General features: G+C 67.3%; 20 protein-coding genes. 14 read left to right on the top strand and 6 right to left on the bottom strand.

Translation table 11 applies throughout. The features are described from left to right. Window positions 1-17 precede the first annotated feature (17 nt). From ACWPOB_RS00575 to ACWPOB_RS00545, 7 genes are all read left to right on the top strand, one after another. Window positions 18-2558 carry an ATP-binding cassette domain-containing protein gene (locus ACWPOB_RS00575; RefSeq protein ID WP_455399705.1) on the top strand — a complete coding sequence of 847 codons (2541 nt, stop codon included), beginning with the start codon at window positions 18-20 and terminating at the stop codon, window positions 2556-2558. A gap of 4 nt (window positions 2559-2562) precedes the next feature. Next, the gene (locus tag ACWPOB_RS00570) at window positions 2563-3588 is read left to right on the top strand and encodes an ABC transporter permease (RefSeq protein ID WP_455399557.1); all 1026 of its coding nucleotides are present in this window, start codon (window positions 2563-2565) and stop codon (window positions 3586-3588) included. Beyond that, a complete protein-coding gene (locus ACWPOB_RS00565; RefSeq protein ID WP_455399556.1) occupies window positions 3585-4436 on the top strand; it encodes a mycofactocin-coupled SDR family oxidoreductase in 852 nt (283 codons plus the stop codon). The genes ACWPOB_RS00570 and ACWPOB_RS00565 overlap by 4 nt, the downstream gene beginning before the upstream one ends. A gap of 46 nt (window positions 4437-4482) precedes the next feature. Next, window positions 4483-4836: an EthD domain-containing protein gene (locus ACWPOB_RS00560; protein WP_455399555.1), complete on the top strand. Its 354-nt coding sequence runs from the start codon at window positions 4483-4485 to the stop codon at window positions 4834-4836. Between the two features lie 46 nt (window positions 4837-4882). Continuing rightward, the gene (locus ACWPOB_RS00555; protein WP_455399554.1) at window positions 4883-5743 is read left to right on the top strand and encodes an LLM class F420-dependent oxidoreductase; all 861 of its coding nucleotides are present in this window, start codon (window positions 4883-4885) and stop codon (window positions 5741-5743) included. Window positions 5744-5789: 46 nt separating this feature from the next. After that, on the top strand, window positions 5790-6302 hold the full coding sequence (locus ACWPOB_RS00550; protein WP_455399553.1) for a nuclear transport factor 2 family protein: 513 nt from the start codon (window positions 5790-5792) through the stop codon (window positions 6300-6302). A gap of 221 nt (window positions 6303-6523) precedes the next feature. Beyond that, window positions 6524-6793, top strand: a complete 270-nt coding sequence (locus tag ACWPOB_RS00545; RefSeq protein ID WP_455399552.1) for a hypothetical protein — start codon at window positions 6524-6526, stop codon at window positions 6791-6793. A 173-nt stretch (window positions 6794-6966) separates the two neighbouring features. On the opposite strand, the gene ACWPOB_RS00540 is transcribed toward ACWPOB_RS00545, so the two are convergent. The 5 genes from ACWPOB_RS00540 to ACWPOB_RS00520 form a co-directional block, all read right to left on the bottom strand. Further along, window positions 6967-8250 carry an MFS transporter gene (locus ACWPOB_RS00540; protein ID WP_455399551.1) on the bottom strand — a complete coding sequence of 428 codons (1284 nt, stop codon included), beginning with the start codon at window positions 8248-8250 and terminating at the stop codon, window positions 6967-6969. Window positions 8251-8585: 335 nt separating this feature from the next. Then, entirely contained in the window at window positions 8586-10049 is a 1464-nt protein-coding gene (locus tag ACWPOB_RS00535) for an aldehyde dehydrogenase family protein (RefSeq protein ID WP_455399550.1), read from the bottom strand. A 195-nt stretch (window positions 10050-10244) separates the two neighbouring features. After that, window positions 10245-11348 (bottom strand): NADH:flavin oxidoreductase/NADH oxidase, encoded by a 1104-nt coding sequence (locus tag ACWPOB_RS00530; protein WP_455399549.1) that lies wholly within the window; start codon window positions 11346-11348, stop codon window positions 10245-10247. 28 nt (window positions 11349-11376) lie between these two features. Further along, window positions 11377-11778 carry a cupin domain-containing protein gene (locus ACWPOB_RS00525; protein WP_054372319.1) on the bottom strand — a complete coding sequence of 134 codons (402 nt, stop codon included), beginning with the start codon at window positions 11776-11778 and terminating at the stop codon, window positions 11377-11379. A gap of 40 nt (window positions 11779-11818) precedes the next feature. Continuing rightward, window positions 11819-12991, bottom strand: coding sequence for an acyl-CoA dehydrogenase family protein (locus ACWPOB_RS00520; protein ID WP_455399548.1), 1173 nt, complete (start codon window positions 12989-12991; stop codon window positions 11819-11821). 297 nt (window positions 12992-13288) lie between these two features. On the opposite strand from ACWPOB_RS00520, the gene ACWPOB_RS00515 reads away from it, so the two are divergent. The 3 genes from ACWPOB_RS00515 to ACWPOB_RS00505 all read left to right on the top strand — a co-directional run bounded on the left by ACWPOB_RS00515 (window position 13289) and on the right by ACWPOB_RS00505 (window position 15640). Further along, complete coding sequence (locus ACWPOB_RS00515) at window positions 13289-13633, top strand: DUF485 domain-containing protein (protein WP_072636634.1); 345 nt, start codon at window positions 13289-13291, stop codon at window positions 13631-13633. Continuing rightward, window positions 13626-15212, top strand: a complete 1587-nt coding sequence (locus tag ACWPOB_RS00510) for a solute symporter family protein (RefSeq protein ID WP_455399547.1) — start codon at window positions 13626-13628, stop codon at window positions 15210-15212. Before ACWPOB_RS00515 ends, ACWPOB_RS00510 begins: the two co-directional genes overlap by 8 nt. Before the next feature lie 110 nt (window positions 15213-15322). Next, entirely contained in the window at window positions 15323-15640 is a 318-nt protein-coding gene (locus ACWPOB_RS00505) for an EthD family reductase (protein WP_003938661.1), read from the top strand. 17 nt (window positions 15641-15657) lie between these two features. Here the strand turns inward: ACWPOB_RS00505 and ACWPOB_RS00500 are convergent, their stop codons facing one another. Continuing rightward, a complete protein-coding gene (locus tag ACWPOB_RS00500; RefSeq protein ID WP_455399546.1) occupies window positions 15658-16521 on the bottom strand; it encodes an acyl-CoA thioesterase in 864 nt (287 codons plus the stop codon). A 190-nt stretch (window positions 16522-16711) separates the two neighbouring features. On the opposite strand from ACWPOB_RS00500, the gene ACWPOB_RS00495 reads away from it, so the two are divergent. The 4 genes from ACWPOB_RS00495 to ACWPOB_RS00480 are packed head-to-tail and all read left to right on the top strand — an operon-like array spanning window position 16712 to window position 21634. Beyond that, window positions 16712-18514 carry an acetyl/propionyl/methylcrotonyl-CoA carboxylase subunit alpha gene (locus ACWPOB_RS00495; protein ID WP_455399545.1) on the top strand — a complete coding sequence of 601 codons (1803 nt, stop codon included), beginning with the start codon at window positions 16712-16714 and terminating at the stop codon, window positions 18512-18514. Between the two features lies 1 nt (window position 18515). After that, window positions 18516-19265, top strand: coding sequence for an SDR family NAD(P)-dependent oxidoreductase (locus tag ACWPOB_RS00490; RefSeq protein WP_455399544.1), 750 nt, complete (start codon window positions 18516-18518; stop codon window positions 19263-19265). 51 nt (window positions 19266-19316) lie between these two features. Beyond that, window positions 19317-20879: an acyl-CoA carboxylase subunit beta gene (locus ACWPOB_RS00485; protein ID WP_455399543.1), complete on the top strand. Its 1563-nt coding sequence runs from the start codon at window positions 19317-19319 to the stop codon at window positions 20877-20879. Next, the gene (locus ACWPOB_RS00480; RefSeq protein WP_072636627.1) at window positions 20876-21634 is read left to right on the top strand and encodes an SDR family NAD(P)-dependent oxidoreductase; all 759 of its coding nucleotides are present in this window, start codon (window positions 20876-20878) and stop codon (window positions 21632-21634) included. Before ACWPOB_RS00485 ends, ACWPOB_RS00480 begins: the two co-directional genes overlap by 4 nt. Window positions 21635-21989 lie beyond the last annotated feature (355 nt).

Here is a 21989-nt window from a genome sequence, read left to right as displayed (position 1 = left end):
ACATCGTCGAGGATGTGATGTACGTGAGTGACCTACAGGTGCAGAATGATCCGGTCCAGGAGAGCACCGATCAGGACATCGTCCTGCGACTGGACGCAGTCGACAAGAAGTACCCGGGCGTCCACGCCATCAAGGGTGTCTCGCTCACCGTCCGGCGCGGCGAGATCCATGCGCTGGTTGGCCAGAACGGGGCGGGCAAGTCCACGCTCGTCGGCATTGCGGCCGGTTCGATCACCGCCGACTCGGGGACAGTGGAGATCGGTGGTGTCACCGCCACCGACCCGTCCCCGGACTGGTGTCGGGAGCAGGGACTGGCCATCGTCTACCAGGAACCGGCGCTTTTGCCGGATCTGACGGTGGCGGAGAACATGCGCCTGAGCATGCCCGAGGACCGCCGCCCTTCGGTCGGCGAGCAGGTCGGCTGGGCGGAAGGCATCCTCTCGCGGTGGAGCAGCGTGGCCGCGATCGATCCGCGCACCCCGGTCCGCGAACTACCGCCCGATGCGCGGTTCGTCGTCGAAATTGCGAAGGCACTGGCGGAAGAGCCCAAGGTCATCGTCCTCGACGAACCCACCGAGCATCTGCTGCCGCCCGCGGTCGCCGAACTGTTCCGCCTGATTTCGGAGTTGATCGACGCCGGCGGCGCGGTCGTGTACATCTCGCACCGACTCAACGAGGTCAAGCAGATCGCCCACACCGTGTCGGTACTGCGCGACGGCGCACTGGTCGGGACATTCGACGGCGCCGAAGTCACCGAGCAGGACGTGGTCAACCTCGTCGTCGGCCGCGAACTCACCCGCGCGCACACCCGGGCCGAGACCCGCACGACCGCGCTCGGCGACACCTTGCTGAAGGTCACCGGATTTACCGGTCACGGGTTCGACGACGTGGACCTGACGGTCCGTGCCGGCGAGATCGTCGGGTTCGCCGGTGTCGAGGGACAGGGGCAACGTGAGGTCCTGCGTGCGCTCGGCGGCCTGGTCACCGGGCACGGCACCATCGAGCTCGGCGGTCGCACGATCAAGACGTCGAGTCCGACCGCGGCGCTGGCCGGGGGGATCGCCTATCTGCCCCACGACCGGCACAACGAGGGCATTCTGCCGGGCCTGAGCCTACGGGAGAACGCCTCGCTGTCCTCGCTGCGGCGGTTGTCGCACCTCGGCGTGCTCTCTCGCGTGCGCGAGCGCAAGGCCACATCGGAAACGTTCGCGTCGATGCGGGTCAAGGCGCCCTCCCCCGAGGTCGACATCACCACCCTCTCGGGCGGAAACCAGCAGAAGGTCGTGCTCAGCCGCGTGCTGATGACCGAGTCGAAGCTGATTCTGGCCGACGAGCCCACCCAGGGCGTCGATATCGGCGCCCGTGAGGAGATCTACACCATCCTGCGTGAGGCGGCAGCCCGCGGCGCGGCGATCATCGTGCTCTCCTCCTCTGCTGCCGAACTCGAGCAGCTCTGCGATCGGGTCATCGTCTTCTCCCGCGGCAAGGCCGCGAAGGAACTCGTCGACGACGAGTTGTCCGAGCACGGCATCGCCCAGGCCGCACTGAGCGCCACCGGCAGCCGCAGTCGCGTCGGCGCGGCGCTGCAAAAAGTCACTCTCGGCCGGAAGCTGGCCCGCAACGACCTCACTCCCGCGGCGATTCTCGCGCTCGCGACCATCCTGCTCGCCGGGGTGGCGATCAGCCAGAGCGAGTTCTACCTCACCTCCCGCAACTTCGGGCTGATCTTGCCGCTGCTGGCCACCTTGGCGTTCTTCGCGATGGCTCAGCAGGTGGTGATGATGATCGGAGGCATCGACCTGTCGGTCGGGCCGCTGGCAGGTCTGCTGGTCGTGGTCGGCTCGTTCGTGCTGTCGGCGTACAAGACGCCGATCGGGATGATCGTCGGACTGATCGTGCTCACACTCGTGGCCGCGGTCGTCGGCCTGGTCAACTGGACCTTGGCGGCGGTCGTCAAAATCAATCCCTTGATCGCCACCCTGGTGACCTACACCGCGATCCAGGGCATCGCGTACCTGCTGCGACCTTTGCCCGCGGGCAAGATCGACCCCATCTTCCTGTCGTACGCGTCAACCAAGCTCGGATTCATCCCGATCATGATCCTCCTGGCGATCATCGTCGCGGTGCTTCTCGAGTTCGCGATGTACCGGAGTCTGTTCGGCATTCGCCTGCGCGCCACCGGATCCGCCCATGCCACCGCAGATCGGATCGGGGTGCACACCAAGCGGATCACTCTCATCGCGTACGTGGGCTGCTCGGTGCTGGTCGTCCCGGCAGCCGTGCTGCTGATGGCGCAGGCCGGGACCGGCAATGCCAGCATCGGTGACAGCTACACCCTCGCCAGCATCGGTGCCGCGGTACTCGGTGGTGCCTCGATCTTCGGAGGGCGCGGCTCGTTCATCGGTGCCTGCCTCGGCGCGGTGCTGGTCATCCAGATCAACACGGTGGTGCAGTTTATCGGCTTGCCGCTGTACTGGCAGCAGTGGCTGCTCGGCGGTCTGACCATCGCCGCGGCCGCCTTCTATTCGAAGTCCCGAACCCTCGCAGAGCGGAGCTGACGCCGTGAGCGCACTGCACGCACAACAAGCACTCCCGGATACCGAACCGACGGGCTCCGGGCGGCGCCGCTGGACGCCGACCTGGAACGGCACCACCTCGGTCATCGCGATCACCGTGGCCCTGTTCGGCTTCAGCTGGCTCATCGCACCCGGCAGCGTCTCCGGCAGCGCGATCGACTCGCTGCTGCCCTTCGCCGGGATCCTGGCGATCGCCGCGATCGGGCAGACCATCGTGGTCATGCTCAAGGGCATCGACCTGTCGCTGCCCGGCATGATGACCATGGCCGCCCTGGTCAGCAGCCAATACGCCCAGGACCACGGCAGCATCCTCACCGCGCTGCTCCTCGTCGCCGCCATCGCCGTTGTCGTCGGACTGGTCAACGGCATCGTCGTCTCGGCGTTCTCGGTGACCCCCCTGGTGGCCACCCTGGCAGTCAATGCCATCTTGATGGGCGCCGCCCTGGCCTACTCCGGAGGCACACCGACCCGCGCCCCGCAGAGCGTGTCCGACTTCGCACTGGAAAAGAACCTCGGTGTCTCCAACACGGTGTGGCTGGCGTTCGCACTGATGCTCGTGACCGTCTTCGCCACCAGCCGCACCGCCTGGGGACGCCGCGTGGTTGCCGTCGGCTCGAACGAACGCACCGCCCACGCGGCCGGGGTGCGTACCGCACGCATCAAGATCAGCGGTTATGTCGCCGCAGCGCTGTGTTACAGCGGTGCGGGGGTCCTACTGGCCGGGTATGTGAGCACACCGAACACCAATGCCGGCACCAGCTACCTCCTGCCGGCCATCGCAGCGGTCGTCGTCGGCGGTACCGCCCTGACCGGTGGCCGCGGCAACATCATCGGCACGGCCGTCGGGGCCCTGTTCCTGAGCCAGCTCACCCAGCTGGTGCTCTCCCTCGGCGCCCCGTCCTCCACCCAGTTCCTCGTCCAGGCCGTGGTCATCGCCGTCGCGGTGGGAGCACAGCAACTGGACCTGCGCCACATCCTCCACCGTCTGATTCCCGGAAAGGATCTTTCATGACGAACATCGGTCAGCGACTGAACGGCAAGGTGGCGTTCGTGACCGGCGCCGCCCGCGGGCAAGGCCGGTCGCACGCTCTGACTCTCGCCGGTGAGGGCGCCGACCTCATTCTGCTCGACTCGGTGCGCCCGATCGACCAGGTGAGCTACGCGATGCCGGACCACGCGGATCTGAAAGAGACCGCCCGCCTGGTCGAAGAGCGGGGCCGCAAGGCGGTCGTGATCGAAGCCGACGTCCGCGACGAGTCGATGATCGACTCGGTCGCCGCTGCCGCCACCGAGCTGGGACGAGTCGACATCGTCGTCGCCAACGCCGGCGTTCTCGGTGCCGCCAAACCCTCCTGGGAACTCACCCGCGCCGAATGGGACACCCTCATCGACATCAACCTCACCGGTGTCTGGCAGACGATGAAGGCGGCGTTGCCGCACATCATCGCAGGTGGCCGGGGCGGGTCGATCATCGCGATCAGTTCCATCGCCGGCATTCGCGGCGTTCCGCACGTAGCGCACTACAGCGCCGCCAAACATGCCCTCGTCGGACTGGTCGGCTCGGTAGCGAACGAGGTCGCTCCGCACAACATCCGCGTCAACACGGTGCATCCGACCAACGTCCGGACCGACATGATCGACAACCCGACGGCGGCGAAGATCTTCCGACCGGACCTTGAGAATCCGACTCTCGACGACGGTATCGAGGTCCTCGGTCGCATCAATCTGCTCCCCGTGCCGTGGGTGGACTCCGCCGACATCTCCGAGGCCGTCCTGTGGCTGGCCTGCGACGAGTCCCGGTACGTGACCGGCACGGCCCTGCCCGTCGATGCCGGAATGCTCGCAAAGTACCCCGGCTGACGATCCGCATTCCCCTCGACAAGACCCCAACAGAGAAGGAAGATCAATGACAGTCAACGGTGGGCCGGTCCGCACGATCGCACTGATCGGACGCAAGCCGGGTATGTCGTTCGCCCAGTTCGACGAGTACTGGCGGGAAAAGCACGCTCCCCTCGCCGCCCAGGTGCCCGGCGTGATCCGCTACGTGCAGCAGCACGTCGTTCCCCAGGAAGGTGCCACCGAACCCGACAACGGATTCGGGATCGACGGCCTGGCCGTTCTCGATTACGAGAACGCGGAGGCGATGGAGGCAGGATGGGCGTCCGAGGCCGGTCAGGCGGCCCTGGCAGACGTCGAGAACTTCATCGGCAAGCACTACGTGGTGGTCCTCGAAGATCACGTCGTCGTCGGCGACGCCTGAATTCGTCGGCGTCCTTACACGCAGACACGTCAGTTAGGAGCCCGTCATGGATGTGGGCGTAGTTTACTTCTTCACCGATCAAGGTCCGGACCCCATCGAGTTCGGGCAGGCCGCGGAGGGTTACGGATTCGAGTCCCTGTTCGTGCCCGAACACACGCACTTCCCGGCGTCCCGGAAAACCGACTACCCGATTTCCTATGGCGGGCCCGAACTACCCGGGTTCTACCTGCGCACCTACGACCAGATCGTCACGCTGTCGATGATCGCCGCGCACACGCGGACGATCATGCTCGGTACCGGCGTCTGCCTGCTCGCCCAGCACGACCCGATCGCCAAGGCCAAGCAGATCGCCACCCTCGACCACCTCTCCGGCGGCCGCGTCATCTGCGGTGTCGGTATGGGGTGGAACGTCGAGGAGGCCGAGGCACACGGCGTCGTCTGGAAGCAGCGCTACTCGACCGTACGCGACAAGCTCAAGGTCATGCAGGCACTGTGGACCCAGGAGGAGGCGAGTTACGACGGACAGCGCGCGTCCCTCGCCCCCTCGTGGGCGTGGCCCAAGCCGGCACAACCGAACGGCCCACGCATCTATCTCGGTGGTGCCGGACCCACCACCATGCAGCATGCGGCCGAGTGGGCCGATGCCTGGTATGTCGTACCCCCCGCCGACGATCCCACGCTGACCAAGAGCGTGTCCGAGTTCCGCAGACTCGTCGAAGAAACTGGACGCGATCCCGATTCGGTGGGTATCGCGGTGGCGTCGGCACCCCCGGATCCGGCCGTACTCGACAGCTATCGGGAGCTCGGCATCGAGCGGGCGGTGTTGTGGGTCGATCCCGCCGACAATCCGGGCGAAGGCATGCGCAACCTCGAAACCGTCTCCAAGGTTCTAGCGCAGATCTCCTAACTACCCACATGACCAGAAACCAACCCTCACAGGAGGACTCGTAGTCATGAACACTACAACCACGGATGTGAGCGTCAGCGAGCTCGCCGAGCGATTGACACGCCTCGAGGATGTCCGCGCAATCGAACAGCTCAAGTACCGCTACGCCGGATTCTGCGACAACAGCTACGACCCGGAAGGCATCGCCAGCCTGTTCGTCGAGGACGGCCGGTGGGTCGTGGACGGCGAAGGCGGTTCCATGACCGGCCACGAGGAGATCAAGGCCCACTTCAGGGCCTTGTCCGGCAAGATCACCTGGGCTCAGCACTACATGATCGCCCCCCGCATCGACCTGAGCAAGGACGGTCGAAGCGCAACGGGGTACTTCTACCTGCTGTGCCTGTGCACCATCGAGAACAGCCAGGACCCGACCCAGAAAGATGCGGTCATCCTGACGATCAACTACACCGACCAGTTCGTCAAGCGCGAGAGCGCCTGGTACTTCCAGGAGCTGCGCGGTCGTACCCACCAAGTGTCGAACTGGGACCAGGGCTGGGTCAAGCAGCCCTTCCGCGACTGACGGCCATCCCTGTTCGATGACCCCGGCCTCGCCCGAGCGAGGCCGGGGTCGTCCGTGCGGGCTACGGGCACCTCCGTCGCCCCGCACCTGTGGCGCATCCGGTCCGCGGCGGATATGGCGCGGCGCCTATCCATCAGTGCGCTCGTGTCGCCCCTTCGACGGCGGCTCCACGTTGTCGGCCACGATCATGACCGATCGCGCCCGTTGCGGTGGAAACCGTGATGTCCCAGGAGATCTTGCACAACGAGGATCTGCCGGTCGTCGAGGCGCTGCATAGTGCCCCGGTCGGCCGGCACGCGCAGCCCGAGGAACTGGCAAATGTCGCGCTGTTCCCGGTCAGCGACGAGACGAGCTTCGTGCAGGGGCGCGGTCTACGTTGCGGACGGCAGCTGGACCATCCGCTGACTTCCTCACATCGATGGAAAAAGGGCTCGGACCGGATCGCGGTCCGAGCCCTTTCCTCCGCGCTCGTTGCGTCATGCGGAAGGTGACTCGGGTGTGGTCGAGCACGACTCGCCGACTGCGCGGGAGAGCTCGCCGGTTCCGGGATCGCGCTGCCGTAGTGTGAGCCGTCCGGAATCGGAGAGCGTTCGGGATCCGCCTGCAAGGATGGTGCATCGGAGGGTACGCGGTCTCGCGGATGGACGGCCAGGGGGAGGGCGGTCTACAGCCGCGAGCGGCGGGCGCACTCCACGCTCAGCAGGCCGAGGACACCTATCGTCACCATGGCGTAGGTGGCGCTGCCGGTGGCGTCGATGATCAGTCCCAGCATCGGGGCGGCCAGAACGGCGCCGACATTGCTGACGGTGACGATGAGTCCGCTTGTCTGGTAGTTCGCCCGGGGCTGCGACAGTTCCGCCGCCCACGCCCAGTAGGTGCCACCGTAGAGCGAGGCCGCCAGGAACATGATGCACAGGTAGATTCCCAGAGTGCTCGCGGGGATCCCGGGCAGGGTCACGACCATGATTCCGGCCAGGCCCGCGCCGATCATGTTCGTCTGGAAGCGTTCACCGCGGAAGAGCCGGTCCGACATCAACCCCCCGATGGGGGCGGCGACCAGTTTGAACATGAAGGTGACGCCGATGATCGCGGAGGCTTCGAGCAGCGTCATTCCCCGGTCCTGTTCGAGGAACAGCGGCAGGGCGTAGGCGAGCCCGTAGAGGGTGATCGCGGTGCCTGCACCGTAGAGAGAGGACCACCAGATGCGGGAGCTGCGGAGCGCCTCGGCGAGCGACCCCGGCTTGGGCAATGCGTCGAAGCGGGTCGAGTGTGGGCGCCGGAGTCCGACGGGTTCGGCAACGAGAGCGTCCATCGACGGCACACCGGGGTGGGACTGGTGGAAGTCTTTGACGGTGAGCACGAACAACGCACCGCAGGCGATGCTCGGGACCACGGTCAGCCACATCGACGCAGTCTCCCACGACATGCCGCTGTCAGTCAGCAGTGGTCCGGCGAACGAGGTGATGGAGAAGCCGACGCCGAGGAAACCCATCAGCAGACCGGTGGCAAATCCGCGCCTGTTCTTGGGGAACCACAAGGAGGCGTGGGTGGCCAGCGACGCATTCATCACGCCGCCGCAGCAGCCCAGGAGCAGACGGAGCACAAGCATGCCCGTGTAGGACTCACCGACGAATGGGATCAACAGCCCCGAAACGACGTTGCAGAGCAGGCCGATGACGACGATCTTCTTCACCCCGATACGAGCGGCCCACTTGCCGGCGAAGACCGGCACCACGCAGAAGGTGAGCATCGATGCGGTGGTGAGCAAGGACAATTGGGTGGCATTGATTCCCCAGTCGTCCTGGATGACCGTGCCGAACACCGCCACGGTGTTCAGGCCGATGAAGCAGGTCATGAAGCACAGCAGGCTGACCAGCAGGACCCACCAGCTGTAGAGGGGTGCGCGCGTGTAGGTCGCACGCGTGCCGGTGAGCGTCAACGTTGTCATGACGTGGCTCCTGTATCTGGGACGCCGCCGACAAGGCAAAAGGCGCCGTCGGGACGGGTTCGACGGACCGAAGTGCACACGGTATGTGGTGCATCGACCGTGCTGGGCACCCGGAACGGATGGCATGCGGTGGCGCGGGATGGATCCGACAACGCCTTAAGCGAACGTACGTATGTTAGTTTGATCTCGCTTGCCGTGTCAACGGTCACAGCCGGGATTGCCTACCGGGCCAGCTCATAACGTTCCGGTGGGGGGATGAACCGGGGTACGGCCACAGCACACGCAGACGCCCGGCTGGTGTGCCAGCCGGGCGTCTGCGGGCGCTTCGAACGGTGTCAGGCGAGCGAGACGGTGACCGCCTTGCTCTGCAGGTAGCCGTCGAGGGCTTCGCCGCCCATTTCCTTACCCCAACCGGACTGCTTGAATCCGCCGAACGGCAACGCGGCATCGAAGACGTTGTAGCAGTTGACCCAGACCGCACCGGCGTTGACCGCCTCGGCGAAGCGGTGGGCCCGGCCGACGTTGGTCGTCCACACTCCGGCCGCCAGGCCGTAGGTGGTGTCGTTCGCGCGGCGCAGCACCTCGGCTTCGTCGTCGAACGGCATCAGCGACACCACGGGACCGAAGATTTCCTCCCGGGCGATGGTCATGTCGTCGTCGACTCCCCCCAGCACGGTCGGCTCGAGGTAGTAACCGGGCTCGCGAGTCTGGGCGCCACCGGCGATGATCTCGGCTCCGTCACCGAGTGCGCCCTCGACGTAGGTCTTGACCTTGGAGCGGTGCTGGTCGGAGATCATCGGGCCGACCAGCACCCCGCGCTCTGCGCTGGGGCCGATCTTGATTTCCGGCACCTTGGCGGCGATGCGGTTCTGCACCTCGTCGTAGATGTTGCGGTGCACATACAGCCGCGACCCGGCCGTGCAGGCCTCCCCCTGGGCGTAGAGGACAGCGCCCAGTACACCGTCGACGGCGATGTCGAGGTCGGCGTCGTCATAGATGACATTGGGGGACTTACCGCCCAGTTCGAGGGTCAGCTTGCTCAGGTTCGATGCCGCCGCGACGACGATCCTCTTGCCGGTCTCGACCGAGCCGGTGAACGCGACCTTGTCGACCTGGGGATGACCGGCCAACGGGGCCCCGGCGTCCGCGCCCGTTCCGGTGATCACGTTGACCACTCCGTCGGGAACACCGGCTTCGACGGCCAACTCCGCCAGACGCAGCGGGGCCAGAGACGCGAGTTCGGCGGGCTTGAGCACCACTGTGCATCCGGCGGCCAGCGCCGGGGCGAGCTTCCAGACCGCGGCGAGTGCTGCACCGTTCCAGGGGATGATCTGGGCGACGACGCCGACGGGCTGCCGGCGGGTGTAGGAGAAGAAGTCTCCGGGGTTCTGGCGCGAGAGCGGGATGGTGCGGCCCTCGAGCTTGGTGGTCCACCCGGCCATGTAGCGCAGCAGATCGGCCATGTTCGGCAGATCGATGTCACGGATGAATGCGTACGGCTTTCCGCAGTCCTGGGTGTCGATGAGGGCGATCTCGTCGGCGTTGGCCTCGATGAGATCCGCGAAGCGGTGCAGGATGCGAGCACGAGCCTCGGCCGGCATCCGCCGCCACGGGCCGTCGTCGAACGCCCGGCGTGCGGCCTGCACCGCCAGCTCGACATCGCGCGGACCGCCGGCGGCGATTTCGGCGAGCTTGTCTCCGGTCGACGGGTTGAAGACGTCGACGGTGCCGCCTTCGACCGGATCCACCCATTTGCCGTCGATCAGCAGCTGATGACGACTCGGGTTGGTCTCGGACATCTTTATCTCCTTCTCGGTAGAGCTGCTCGGCGAACACCCGACCACTGGCAGCGACGAGACGATGATGCGGCCGTGGTCGCCGCCTGGGGCGCTCGGAGGCCCTGCGGACCCGACACGCTTACCACATACGAACGATTGTTCTTCTACGGTACCGGGTGGGCCCCCGCCGCTGTCAACGATCGTGCCCACCAGGGGTCAGGGGATGTTGCCGCGGTAGCGCGCGGACCGGTAAGGGGCCGGCCAGTCGAGCGTGTCCTCGACCCCGAGTTCCTTTGCCGCCTTGAGTGGCCACATCGGCTCGCGCAGCAGGTTCCGGCCGACGAAGACCGCGTCGGCGGCTCCGTCGACGAGGACCTGCTCGGCCTGGGAGGAGTCGGTGATCAGCCCCACGGCCGCGACCGGCAGGGCGGTCTCGCTGCGGATCCGGCGGGCGAAGGGCACCTGGTATCCCGGTCCGACGGTGATCCGCTGCTCGGGGGTCAGACCACCGCTGGAGACGTCGACGAGGTCGATCCCGGAACCTTCGAGCGAGCGGATCAGTGCAACGCTGTCGTCGACGTCCCAGCCGTCCTCGACCCAGTCGGTGGCGGAAATCCGCAGGAACAACGGCAACTCCTCCGGCCAGACCGCGCGGACCGCGGCGACGACCTCCCGCAGCATCCGGGCGCGGCGGTCGGGGTCTCCGCCGTAGCCGTCGGTTCGCCGGTTGGTGATCGGGGACAGGAACTGGTGAAGCAGGTACCCATGTGCGGCGTGGATCTCGACGACCCGGAATCCTGCGGCGAAGGCACGGGCGGCGGCGTCGGCGAAGTCGGTGACCACCCTCGCGATGTCGGCCACAGTCATCTCGCGCGGCACGGCCTGGTCCCCCCAGGCCGTTGCGGACGGACCGACCGTCTCCCAGCCGCCCTCGCCGACCGGAACGGTGCCGTTGCCCTCCCAGGGCACGTGCGCCGAGGCCTTGCGGCCGGCGTGCGCGAGTTGGATGCCGGGGATCGATCCGTGCTCGGTGACGAAGCGATTGATGCGGGCGAACGCCTTCAGCTGCGTGTCGTTCCACAGTCCGGTGCACTTGTGGCTGATCCGTCCTTCCGGGCTGACTGCGGTCGCCTCGGTGAGCACCAGGCCGGCCTTGCCCTTGGCGAAGGAACCGAGGTGCACCAGGTGCCAGTCGTCGGGTATGCCGTCGTCAGCGGAGAACTGGCACATCGGCGCCACCCACAGGCGGTTGCGGAAGGTCACACCGCGCAGGGTCAGCGGTGAGAACAGCCGCGTGCGATGAACGGTGGGCTGGGACAACACGAACTCCTCGGGTCGGATGTGGCGGTCATTCCAGCGTGGAGCCGGCGTTCGGGCCCTCGAGGAACTTGTTGGGAGTCAGGAAGAAGCACAGCACCAGGGCGCCGTTCGGCGAGGAGGCGCGGTGCTGGTTGCCCTGCGGCCGCCAAGAGAAGTTCCCGACCGTGGCCTCGCCTTCCTCGTCGACGATGCTGCCCTCGAGCACCCAGGTCTGCTCGATCCGGACGTGCTCGTGCATGGGCAGGACCGATCCGGGCTGCCAGCGGAACAGAGCGGTGAGCAGGCCGCTCTCTTCGTCCTTGAGCAGCACCTTGATGTCGATGCCGTCATATCCGGAGGGCCGCCACGGCAGGGCATCGACGTCGACGTAGCGCGAGGCCAGGGGCGGCAGGGCGTTGAGGGCGTCGGCGAACGGGGTGATAGCGGTCATGAGTGATCCTTCTTTCTGCGTGGGGGCGTGATCGGTGCGGTCAGAACGACCGCGGCAGTCCCAGGTACTTCTCACCGATGTGGTTGCGGAGCATCTCGTTGGTCAGTGGCGCGAAGGTGTAGAGGCGGGCGTCGCGGAACAGCCGCTCCATGGGGTACTCCTTACTGAACCCGGATCCGCCCATCAGGCGCATGCCGGCGTCGGTGACCGCGACGGCTGCGTCGGAGGCGGCGACTTTGGCCATGGCGCTGAGGATGTCGGCGCGTTTGCCGGTGGCGGTGGCTTCAGCGGCCTGCAGCATCAGCGCCCGAGCCGCTTCGATGGCGATGGCGCCGTCGACGAGTCGGTGCTGCCCGACCTGGAAGCTGCCGACGGGGCGCCCGAATACCTGCCGTTGCCGGCCGTAGTCGACGGCGGCGTCCAGGGCGCCGCGGGCGATTCCGAGCGCGGCGGCGGCGGCATTGAGTCTCTCCCCGTTGAGGGTGCCGAGCACCTGCCGGAACCCCTGGTCGACGTGCCCGAGCACGGCGGAGGCGTCGACTTCGACGTTGTCGAAGCTCACCTCGCAGGTGTCGAGGCTGTGGATGGCAAAGGTGTCGAGTTCTTTCACGGTGATCCCCGCGGTGTCGGTGGGGACCACGAACATGGTGATGCCGTCGATCGGCGAGGATTCCGGTGTCGAAGTCCGGGCCAGAACGATGAGGTTCCTCGCGTGCTGTGGGCCGGAGATCCAGGTCTTGGCGCCGTTGAGAACCCACCGGCCGCCGTCGGACTGCTTCGCCCGGGTGCGCATGACGCGGGCGACGTCGGTGCCGCCGTCGGGTTCGGTCAGCGCGAAGGCGACCCGCTCGCGGCCGTCCAGGAGCGGGGCCAGGACGGTGCGGCGTTGCTCGTTGGTGCCGTACTCGGTGAGCAGGCCGACGCCCATGTACTGCACGACCAGGCACACCGCCGTCGAGGTCGGGCCGGCGGCGAGTTCCTCGAGGACGATGATCTGGTGTCGGGGGTCGGCGCCGGTCACGCCGTCGGCCTGGGCGTCGAGTCCGATCAGTCCGGCTTCCCCGAGGGCGCGGTACAGCTCGAGGTCGAAGGCGTTGGCGTCGTCGAGTTCCCGGACGCGCTGCGGAGGTGCGTACCTCTCGATGATCTCGCGCACCATCTCGCGTAGATCCGCTTGCTCCGTGGTGTCCGGCAGGGTGCCGCTTCCGATCATGGGACTCCTCCAACTCGAGGTGACGGCGCCCTTCGGGGTCTCGAGGTGTTGCCGTCGTCGCGTGTGACCTGGTCACTCACCCCACCATACAAACGAACGAACGTTTTTCCAAGGGTCAACCGGCTTCGGGCTCGATCTAGACAAACAAACACCCGTTCGTATAAGATGTGTGATGCCCATTACAGAGGGCGTAGCGGACCTTTCGGTCCCACACCGCGACCGGTCCCGCCCTCGCTCGTCGCGAATTCGCGGTACACGCGCGAAAGAAGGCGCCGACCATCACGAGAAAGGGTGACCATGACTCCCACCGAGACCGCCGTCGACTGGAGTCGGCTCTGGTCGGATCCGGCGATGCTCCGCCTGCGGGGTGACCGCCGCAGTTTCTTCACCGTCGCCTGGAGCGTTTTCGCGGTGGCGTTCTGCACACTCGTCGGATTCGCGGCATTCGCGCCGGAAATCGTCGCGAAGCGTCCCGTGCCGGGCCTGAGCATCGGGCTGATCCTGTCCCTGACCTACGTCGCAACCGTGATGGGGCTCGGAGCCTGGTATGTGCGCCGCGCACGTCACTGGGACACCCTGGCCGCGGCCGTGCTGGACGCCCCCACCACTTCTCGGGAGCGAGAGGTCACGAGCAATGTCTGACGGATTCAACACCACCGCCGTCGTCGTCACCGTCCTGCTGCTGGCGACGACCTTCGTGGCCACCTACTTCGCCTCGCGCCGTACGAAGACGTCGGCGGAGTTCTGGACGGCCGGCGGTGGTATGACCGGACGCAAGAACGGCACCGCCATCGCCGGTGACTTCCTGTCCTCGGCGTCCCTGCTGGGCTATGCCGGGCTGGCCTACCTCTACGGCATGGACGGCATCGTCTACGCGATCTTCGCCTGCGGGATCTTCCTGATGGTGATGTTCCTGATCGCCGAGAAACTCCGCAACCTCGGTCGTTTCACGTTCGCCGACGCGCTCGCCACCCGGTTGCGGTCCGGTCCGGTGCGCATCGTCTCGGCGATCTCGACGCTGTTCATCTGCATCTTCTACCTCCTCGCCCAGATGGTGGCGGGCGGGGTGCTGATGGAAGCACTCGCCGGAATCGACTTCTCCTGGGGCGTGGTGATCGCCGCGGTCCTGATGCTGACCTACGTGCTCTTCGGCGGCATGCTCGCCACCACGTGGCTGCAGATCATCAAGGCCGTGGCCCTGATGACCGTCGTTGCGCTGCTGGTGATCCTGGTCCTTGTCCGGATCGATCCCAACCCGCTCAACATCATCGAGCAGGCGATCTCACAGAGTAAATTCGGCGACCACTACCTGGCCACCGGCAACTCCTTCAAGGGACCCTGGAACATCATTTCCATGGCGGTGGCCGTGACCTTGTCCGCGGTGGGCCTGCCCCACGTACTGATGCGGTTCTTCACCGTCCCCGATGCCATCGAGGCCCGCAAGTCTGCGATCTGGGCGATCAGCCTGATCGGCGGATTCAACGTCCTGATCGCCTTCCTCGGCATCTCCGCGCGTGCCGCCCTCGGCACCGGCGGTGAGGAAATCGCCGGCAAGGGTGGCAACCTCGCCCTGCCCGCCTTGACCGTCTGGCTCGGTGGCGGGGACGGATTCGCGTCAGACCTGCTGCTGGCGCTGGTGGTCGCGGTCTCGATCGCCACGCTGCTCGCGGTGTCGGCCGGTCTGGTGCTCAGTGCCTCGAGCGCGATCGCCCACGACCTGTGGGCCAAGACGTTCCACCGGCCCGAACGGGAGGAGATGGCGGTCGGCCGGATCGCCGCGGTGGCATTGGTGATCGTCACCGTCGGGGCCACCCTCGCCATCGGCGGAACCCAGAACGTCACCTTCCTGGCCACGCTGGCGACCTCCACCGCGGCCAGTGCGAACTTCCCCGTCCTGATCATGACGCTGCTCTGGCGGCGGATGCGCACCCTCGGGGCCGTGGTCGGCGCGCTGTCGGGTTTGCTCACCGCACTCGCGTTGATCCTGACCGGCCCCCTCGTCTGGCCGAGCCTGGCGCCGCTGCTGTCGGATTCGCTGTCGACCACCGCTCCGTTCCCGCTGGCATTCCCGATCCTGCTGTCGGTGCCCGCCGGCTTCCTCGGGTGCATCGTGGGCAGCTACCTCAGCCGTGAGCCGGCCGACGACGCCGCCTTCGACGAACTTCAGGTCCGCGCCCTGACCGGGGCGGGTCTGGACAAGACGAAGACCCTCACGCACTGATCATCCACGGCGGCGTTCGACGAGGAATCTGCGGATCTTCCGGTCGAACGCCGCCGCGCATTCCCGATCGGTCGTCGAATTTCGGCCGACCCGACACAAGGAGAAAGTGCATGTCCGTCAAGATCGTTGCGCTGATCACCTCGAAGCCCGAACTCTCTCGCGCCGAATTCCTCCGCTACTGGAATGTCGAGCATCCCCAATACGTCTGGAAACTCCCGGAACTCGAGCGCTACGTGCAGAACCCCACGATCGAGCATCGCAAGGGATGGGCGTACGACGGGATGGCGGAGCTGTGGTTCCCCTCGGTCGCCGCGGTGGCCCAGGCGTTCTCCTCGCCGGAGGCCGACGCGGTTCGCGAGCACGAGGAAGAGTTCATCGGCGCCATCACCTGGTTCCTCGCGTCCGAGTCGGAGATCGTGCCGGTCTGACGGGCACTTCGTCGCGGTCAGGGTTCACGCAGGACCCCTTCCTGAGAGGCCGACGCGATGCGCGCACCCGCCTCGGTGGTGAAGTCGCAGGTGCACAGGCATCGACCACCGGTGGCGATCGGACTGGTCTGTCGACACAGCATCCAGTCGTTCATCGAAAACCGGCGGTGAAACCACATCGCGTGGTCGATGCTGGCACCGGCGATGACCCGGTTGCCGTACCAGGAGCGCCCGTGCGGCAGCAGCGCCGGATCGAGCAGGGTCAGGTCACTGACGTACGCCAGCAGGGCGGTGTGCAGCAACGGTTCGTCCGGGACACCGGCGGCGGCACGCACCCAGAACCGCTGCTCGGGACTCCGGGTTCCGGCCGCGGCAAGCGCCTCGGGATGCTCGAGAAAGCGGACATCGAAGGGATGAGGCTGCGACCACCACGGGGGCAACACCGCACTCTCCGACTCGAGCCGCTCGTGCAGTGGCAGCAGGCCCTCCGGCGCCGCCTCCGGCAGCGGCGCGGACCATTGGTGCTCCGGCCCCTCCTGCTCGGTCGCGAACGACAGCTGCAAGGTCGCCAGCACGTCCTCGCTCTGGGTGGCGACGACAGTCCGGGCACTGTACGAGCGGCCGTCGCGCAGGATCATCACCTGGTAGGTGACGGGTGTATGCGGGTCGCCCCCGCGCAGGAACAGCGTGTGCAGCGAATGCGGATACCGGCCGTCGGGCACGGTCGCCCCGGCCGCCATCACGGCCTGCGCGAGCACCTGCCCACCGAAGAGCCGCGGAAGTTTGCGCGCCGCGGTCGGTCCACGGAACCGGTTGCCTCCGGCGGAAGTCACCCGCAGAGCGTCGACCAGCAATTCCAGTTGTTCGGCAGAGGCAATCACCGTCCGCGTCCTCCTTGGCGTCGACCCCCGACCCGCGCAGGCGGGACGGGACCCATCGTTGACCGTTACCACATCGGACGGTACCGTAAGCGAACGTACGATTGTTTGTCTAACGGCATGGTCCTACGAAGGCGACCCCACACCGGGGCGTCCATCGGCACAGATATCCACACCCCCAAGGAGTCCGGGCATGTTGTCCAAGGTCCTCGTCGCCAACCGCGGCGAAATCGCGGTCCGCATCATTCGCACGTGCGCAGAGGCCGGCATCGCCAGCGTCGCCGTGTACTCGGAGGCCGACGAGAAGGCGCTCCACGTGCGGCTGGCCGACGAAGCGGTGCTGCTCGGCGCTGCGTCGGCATCCGAGTCGTACCTGGCGATCGACAAGATCATCGAGGCCGCCCGAAGCACCGGCGCACAGGCCGTGCACCCCGGCTACGGCTTCCTGGCCGAGAACGCCGCCTTCGCCAAGGCCGTCGAGGACGCCGGGTTGTTCTTCATCGGGCCACCCTCGTCGGCGATCGAGGTGATGGGATCGAAGATCGCCGCCCGCGAGATCGCCGCGAAGGCCGACGTCCCGCAGGTCCCCGGTTCGCAGGGCACCATCGCCTCCGCGGCGGATGTGATCGCGTTCGGTGACGAGCACGGCTATCCGGTCGCGATCAAGGCCACCTACGGTGGTGGTGGCCGCGGCATGCGGATGGTCGCCTCGGCCGCGGACGCCGAATCGGCGTTCGCCTCGGCCAAGCAGGAATCGGCCGCCGCGTTCGGCCGCGACGACGTCTACCTCGAGCGGTACCTGTCCAGTGCCCGCCACGTCGAAGTCCAGGTCTTCGCCGACACCCACGGCAATGCGGTATGGATCGGCGACCGCGATTGCTCGGTCCAGCGCCGGCACCAGAAGCTGATCGAGGAGGCTCCCGCTCCGGGCCTGTCCGACGAGCTGCGCCGCGCCATGGGCGAAGCCTCGGTCCGTCTGGCCAAACAGGTCGGCTACGTCGGTGCCGGCACCGTCGAGTTCCTCGTCGAGGCCGACCGGGAGGCCTTCTACTTCCTGGAGATGAACACCCGCATCCAGGTCGAGCACCCGGTCACCGAGATGACCCTCGGTCTGGATCTGGTCGCCGAACAGCTCGCCGTCGCCGCCGGGGAACCGCTGTCGATCACCGAGTCCGGTGCCGCCCCGCGCGGGCATGCGATCGAGGTCCGCGTCAACGCCGAGGACACCCGGGGCGCGCTTTTCATGCCCAGTCCCGGCCCGATCGCCACCGTCAAGGCGCCGACCCGGGCCGGTGTCCGCTGGGACGGCGGCTACGAATCCGGGGACGAGGTCCAGCCCTACTACGACAGCCTCGTCGGCAAGCTCGTCGTGTGGGCACCCAGCCGGGACCGAGCCCTGGACCGGCTGACCCTCGCCTTGGACGAACTGGTCATCGACGGCGTTCCCACCACGGTCCCGGCCGCACGACAGATTATTGCGCACAAGGACTTCCGCAATGTCGCCATGCACACCAACTGGCTCGAACGCGACATCGACCTCGCCTCGATGCTGCCGCCGGTCGAAGACCCCGACACCGACGACGCCGAGGACCAGGACGAGGAGATCCAGCCCCGCAACGAGGTGTGGGTCGGTGACCGCCGCTATGTGATCCCGTTCTTCTCACCGGCCACGGCAGCCGTTCCCGGCGCCCCGGCGGCCGAGGCCCCGGCCCGGCGTGCGACCGGCGCGAGCGGCGGGCCGCGCAAGAAGCGAAGCGGTGGCGCCGCGGCGAGCGGTGAGGTCAAGAGCCCGATGCAGGGCACGGTCGCCCAGATCGACGTCGAGGTCGGCGCCCGGGTCGAAGCGGGCCAGGTGCTCATGGTCCTGGAGGCGATGAAGATGCAGAACCCGATCCGCGCCGCCATCACCGGTGTCGTGGAGTCCCTGCAGGTGAAGGTCGGCCAGGTCGTGGCCTCGGGTGCCGCCCTGGCCACCGTCATGGCGGCAGGTGAATGAAATGGCCACACCAGCAGGGTCGTCGGTCGCGGTCGTCACCGGCGCCGGCGGCGGGCTCGGGGCGGTCACCGCGGCGGCGCTCGGTGACTTGGGCCTGGCGGTCGCCTGTGTCGACATCGACCAAGTCGCCGCCGAGCGCGCCGCCACCGAGCTGAGCGACCACGGGGTGGCCAGCGCTGCCTACGGGGTCGACATCACCTCCGAGTCGGCGGCCGAATCCCTGGTCGAGGCGGTGCACGCCGACCTCGGTCAGGTCTCACATCTGGTCAACATCGCCGGCATCCTGCACCGCACCCATCTCGCCGACACCGACGCCGCGTCCTGGCGGCAGGTCATGGACGTCAACGTCACCGCCCCGTTCCTGCTCACCCAGTCCTTCGCCGACGATCTGCGGGCCGCCGAATACGGGCGGGTGATCAACTGCGCCTCGTTCGCCGGCACCCGCGGCTACGAGTACCCCGCCTACGCCGCCTCCAAGGCCGCGCTGATCAACCTGACCAGTTCGTTGCTGTTCGACTTCTGGGGGACCACGGTCACCGTGAACGCAGTCGCTCCCGGCGCGATGGTCACCCCGATGCTCGATCGACCTGCGGCGGAGCGGATGGCGGCCAAGACCCCGACCGGGCGCATCCTCGACCCTGAGGACGTCGCCGCGGTCATCGGTTTCCTCGCCGGCCGCTCCTCCCGCGGGGTCAACGGCACCACCACCGTGATCGACGGTGGCGCCTCCCTGCTGTTCAGCTACCGATGAACAGCACCGTCGATTGGCAATCCAGTACCTCCCAAACAGTTTGGAAAGATCATGACTGACATTCTCGACCAGAAGACCACCGCCCCGGTGGGGCCGCACGAAGAACTCGACGCCCGCCTGGCCGCGGCCCAGCTCGGCGGCTCGGAGAAGCAGCGTCAGAAGCAGATCGAGGCCGGCAAGATGCTGGTCCGCGACCGGCTCGAGTTGCTCTTCGACAACGGGTGGTCCTTCGAGGACGGCCTACTGGCCCGCTTCGACGAGGGTCTGCCCGGCGACGCCGTGGTCACCGCGGTCGGCAAGGTCGACGGCCGTGACGTGGTGGTGATCGCCAACGACTACACCGTCAAGGCCGGCACCTGGGGCAAGCGGACCTTCGAGAAGATCACCCGCGCGCAGGAACTCGCCGACTCCACCGGCACCCCGATCGTGTACCTGTTCGACTCCGCCGGCGCCCGCATCGACGAACAGTTCGAGAGCTTCGTCGGCCGCCGCGCGTGGGGCAACATCTTCTACAACCAGGTCCAGATCTCCGGCCGCGTTCCCCAGGTCTGTGCCCTGTTCGGCCCCTCCCCCGCCGGCTCGGCCTACGTGCCCGCGCTGTGCGACCTGACGATCATGGTCCGTGGGCACGCCACCGCCTACCTCGGCTCCCCCCGCCTGGCCCAGATGGTCACCGGTGAGGACGTCACCCTCGAGGAAATGGGCGGGGCGGAGATGCACTCGACCGTCTCCGGTCTGTCCGACGTCCTCGTCGAAGACGACGCCGAAGCGATCGCCGCCGTGCGGGTGTGGCTGTCGTTCCTGCCGTCGAACTGGCAACAGGAACCGCCGGTCACCGCACCGGCCGACCCGTCCGGCGCCCGGACCATCAAGGAGATCGTCCCCGAGGTCGAGTCCGAGATCTTCGACATCCACGAACTGATCGACTCGCTCGTCGACGACGCCAGCTTCTTCCCGTACAAGGACCTGTTCGCCCCGGAACTGGTCACCGGATTCGCCCGCTTGAACGGGCAGAGCGTCGGCATCGTCGCCAACCAGCCCACCGTCAAGGGTGGGGTGATCTTCCCCGATTCCTCCGACAAGGCCGCGCGGTTCATCTGGATCTGCAATGCCTACAACATCCCGATCCTGTTCCTGGTCGACATCGCCGGCTACATGATCGGCTCCGAGGTCGAACGTCAGGGCATCATCCGGCACGGCGCGAAGATGATCTTCGCGGTCTCCGAAGCCCGCGTCCCGCGCATCACCGTGCTGCTGCGCAAGGCGTACGGCGGCGGCTACCTCGCGATGTCCGGCGCCCCGATGCAGCCGGACGCCCTGATCGCGCTGCCGACGGCCAAGCCCGCGCTGATGGGCCCGGATGCCGCGGTCAACGGCATCCACTACAACCGCATCCAGGCCATCGAGGACCCCGAGGAGCGCGCGGCGTTCATCGCCGAGAAGCAGGCCGAGTACGCCGCCGGGATCGACGTGTTCAAGATCGCCAACGAGAACGCCGTCGAAGCCGTCGTGCCCGCAAACGAGCTGCGCAACGAACTCACCCAGCGCCTCGCCCTCTACCGCAAGCGGGACCGCACCGCCCCCGCCCGCCGCAACGGCGTCACCCCGGTATGAGCGGCCCGGTGCTCGCCCCGCGGCGGGAAGGGCTCACCGGAGTCGTCACCGGTGCGGGCACCGGGATCGGCCGCGCATGCCTCGAGATGCTCGTCGACCACGGCGCCCGCGTGGATGCGTGGGACCGCAGCGCTGACGCGTTGTCCGACCTGGCCGACTGCGACCATGTCGCAGCTCGTACCGTCGATGTCACCGATGCCGATGCAGTCGCTTCGGCCGCCGTGTCCGCGCAGAACCATTGGCAGAGAATTGATTTCGTGATCAATTGTGCAGGTGTGTTTCTGGCCGGGCCGCTCGCCGAGGTCAGTGCGGCATCGGTGCGCTCGTTGTTCGAAGTGAACGTGCTCGGAACCACGCACGTCACGCAGGCGTTGCTCCCGGCGCTCGAGAGTAGCCGGGGCTCGATCGTGAACGTGGCCAGCTCGGTCGCCCTCAAGCCGACCGTCAGCAATGCGCACTACGCCGCCTCCAAGGCGGCGGTGGCGCATCTGACCCGGTGCTGGGCGCTCGAGCTGGCACCGGCGGGGGTGCGGGTCAACGCCGTGGCTCCCGGGCCGACACCCACGGCGATCTACCGGTCGGCCGGGATGAGCGCGGAGCAGGAGTCGACCCTCCTACGCGAGCGCGCAGCCGCGATTCCGTTGCGGCGGGTCGGCGACCCGCTCGACACCGCGCGGTGGATCGCGCGTTTCGCACTCGAAGACGACTGGACCACCGGTGTGGTTCTGCCCGTCGACGGCGGCATGGCGCTCTGACACCGCGACCGCCGTGCTCGGCCACGAAATCCCGGGCCCTCGAGCGACGAGGGTCCGGGATTTCGTTGTGCGTGAGCCACAAGCCCACCACTTCACTCGGTCGGCGTTTCCGGAGGACCGCTGGCCTGTCCCTTCCCTGCGCGGCGGCTGCGGCCCGGTCCGGACCACGTCGGCGAGTCTGACGGCCGACGAAGGCACGTGAAAGAAGTACTGCCCGCACCCCGGCGTGTCGGCCGAAGTGCGGGCAGTACGTGGGTGTCACGCGCGTTGAACCGGGTGACGCAGGGTACGGCGAGAGCGTGCTGGTGCCGGGCAACCGGGTTCCCGCGGTCGGGCTGTATGCCGCCCGACCGCG

It is taken from the genome of Rhodococcus sp. 2H158, from assembly GCF_053764755.1.
Note: the sequence above shows the minus strand (reverse complement) of the source record. Positions and strands in the feature narration are given on the sequence as shown.

Coding starts and splice junctions, on each gene's coding strand:
- ACWPOB_RS00485 (WP_455399543.1), top strand. CDS start 19,317: ATGACTGACATTCTCGACCAGAAGACCACCGCCCCGGTGGGGCCGCAC.
- ACWPOB_RS00545 (WP_455399552.1), top strand. CDS start 6,524: ATGTCCCAGGAGATCTTGCACAACGAGGATCTGCCGGTCGTCGAGGCG.
- ACWPOB_RS00575 (WP_455399705.1), top strand. CDS start 18: ATGTACGTGAGTGACCTACAGGTGCAGAATGATCCGGTCCAGGAGAGC.
- ACWPOB_RS00550 (WP_455399553.1), top strand. CDS start 5,790: ATGAACACTACAACCACGGATGTGAGCGTCAGCGAGCTCGCCGAGCGA.
- ACWPOB_RS00555 (WP_455399554.1), top strand. CDS start 4,883: ATGGATGTGGGCGTAGTTTACTTCTTCACCGATCAAGGTCCGGACCCC.
- ACWPOB_RS00515 (WP_072636634.1), top strand. CDS start 13,289: ATGACTCCCACCGAGACCGCCGTCGACTGGAGTCGGCTCTGGTCGGAT.
- ACWPOB_RS00490 (WP_455399544.1), top strand. CDS start 18,516: ATGGCCACACCAGCAGGGTCGTCGGTCGCGGTCGTCACCGGCGCCGGC.
- ACWPOB_RS00520 (WP_455399548.1), bottom strand. CDS start 12,991: ATGATCGGAAGCGGCACCCTGCCGGACACCACGGAGCAAGCGGATCTA.
- ACWPOB_RS00565 (WP_455399556.1), top strand. CDS start 3,585: ATGACGAACATCGGTCAGCGACTGAACGGCAAGGTGGCGTTCGTGACC.
- ACWPOB_RS00480 (WP_072636627.1), top strand. CDS start 20,876: ATGAGCGGCCCGGTGCTCGCCCCGCGGCGGGAAGGGCTCACCGGAGTC.
- ACWPOB_RS00525 (WP_054372319.1), bottom strand. CDS start 11,778: ATGACCGCTATCACCCCGTTCGCCGACGCCCTCAACGCCCTGCCGCCC.
- ACWPOB_RS00495 (WP_455399545.1), top strand. CDS start 16,712: ATGTTGTCCAAGGTCCTCGTCGCCAACCGCGGCGAAATCGCGGTCCGC.
- ACWPOB_RS00540 (WP_455399551.1), bottom strand. CDS start 8,250: ATGACAACGTTGACGCTCACCGGCACGCGTGCGACCTACACGCGCGCA.
- ACWPOB_RS00505 (WP_003938661.1), top strand. CDS start 15,323: ATGTCCGTCAAGATCGTTGCGCTGATCACCTCGAAGCCCGAACTCTCT.
- ACWPOB_RS00510 (WP_455399547.1), top strand. CDS start 13,626: ATGTCTGACGGATTCAACACCACCGCCGTCGTCGTCACCGTCCTGCTG.
- ACWPOB_RS00560 (WP_455399555.1), top strand. CDS start 4,483: ATGACAGTCAACGGTGGGCCGGTCCGCACGATCGCACTGATCGGACGC.
- ACWPOB_RS00535 (WP_455399550.1), bottom strand. CDS start 10,049: ATGTCCGAGACCAACCCGAGTCGTCATCAGCTGCTGATCGACGGCAAA.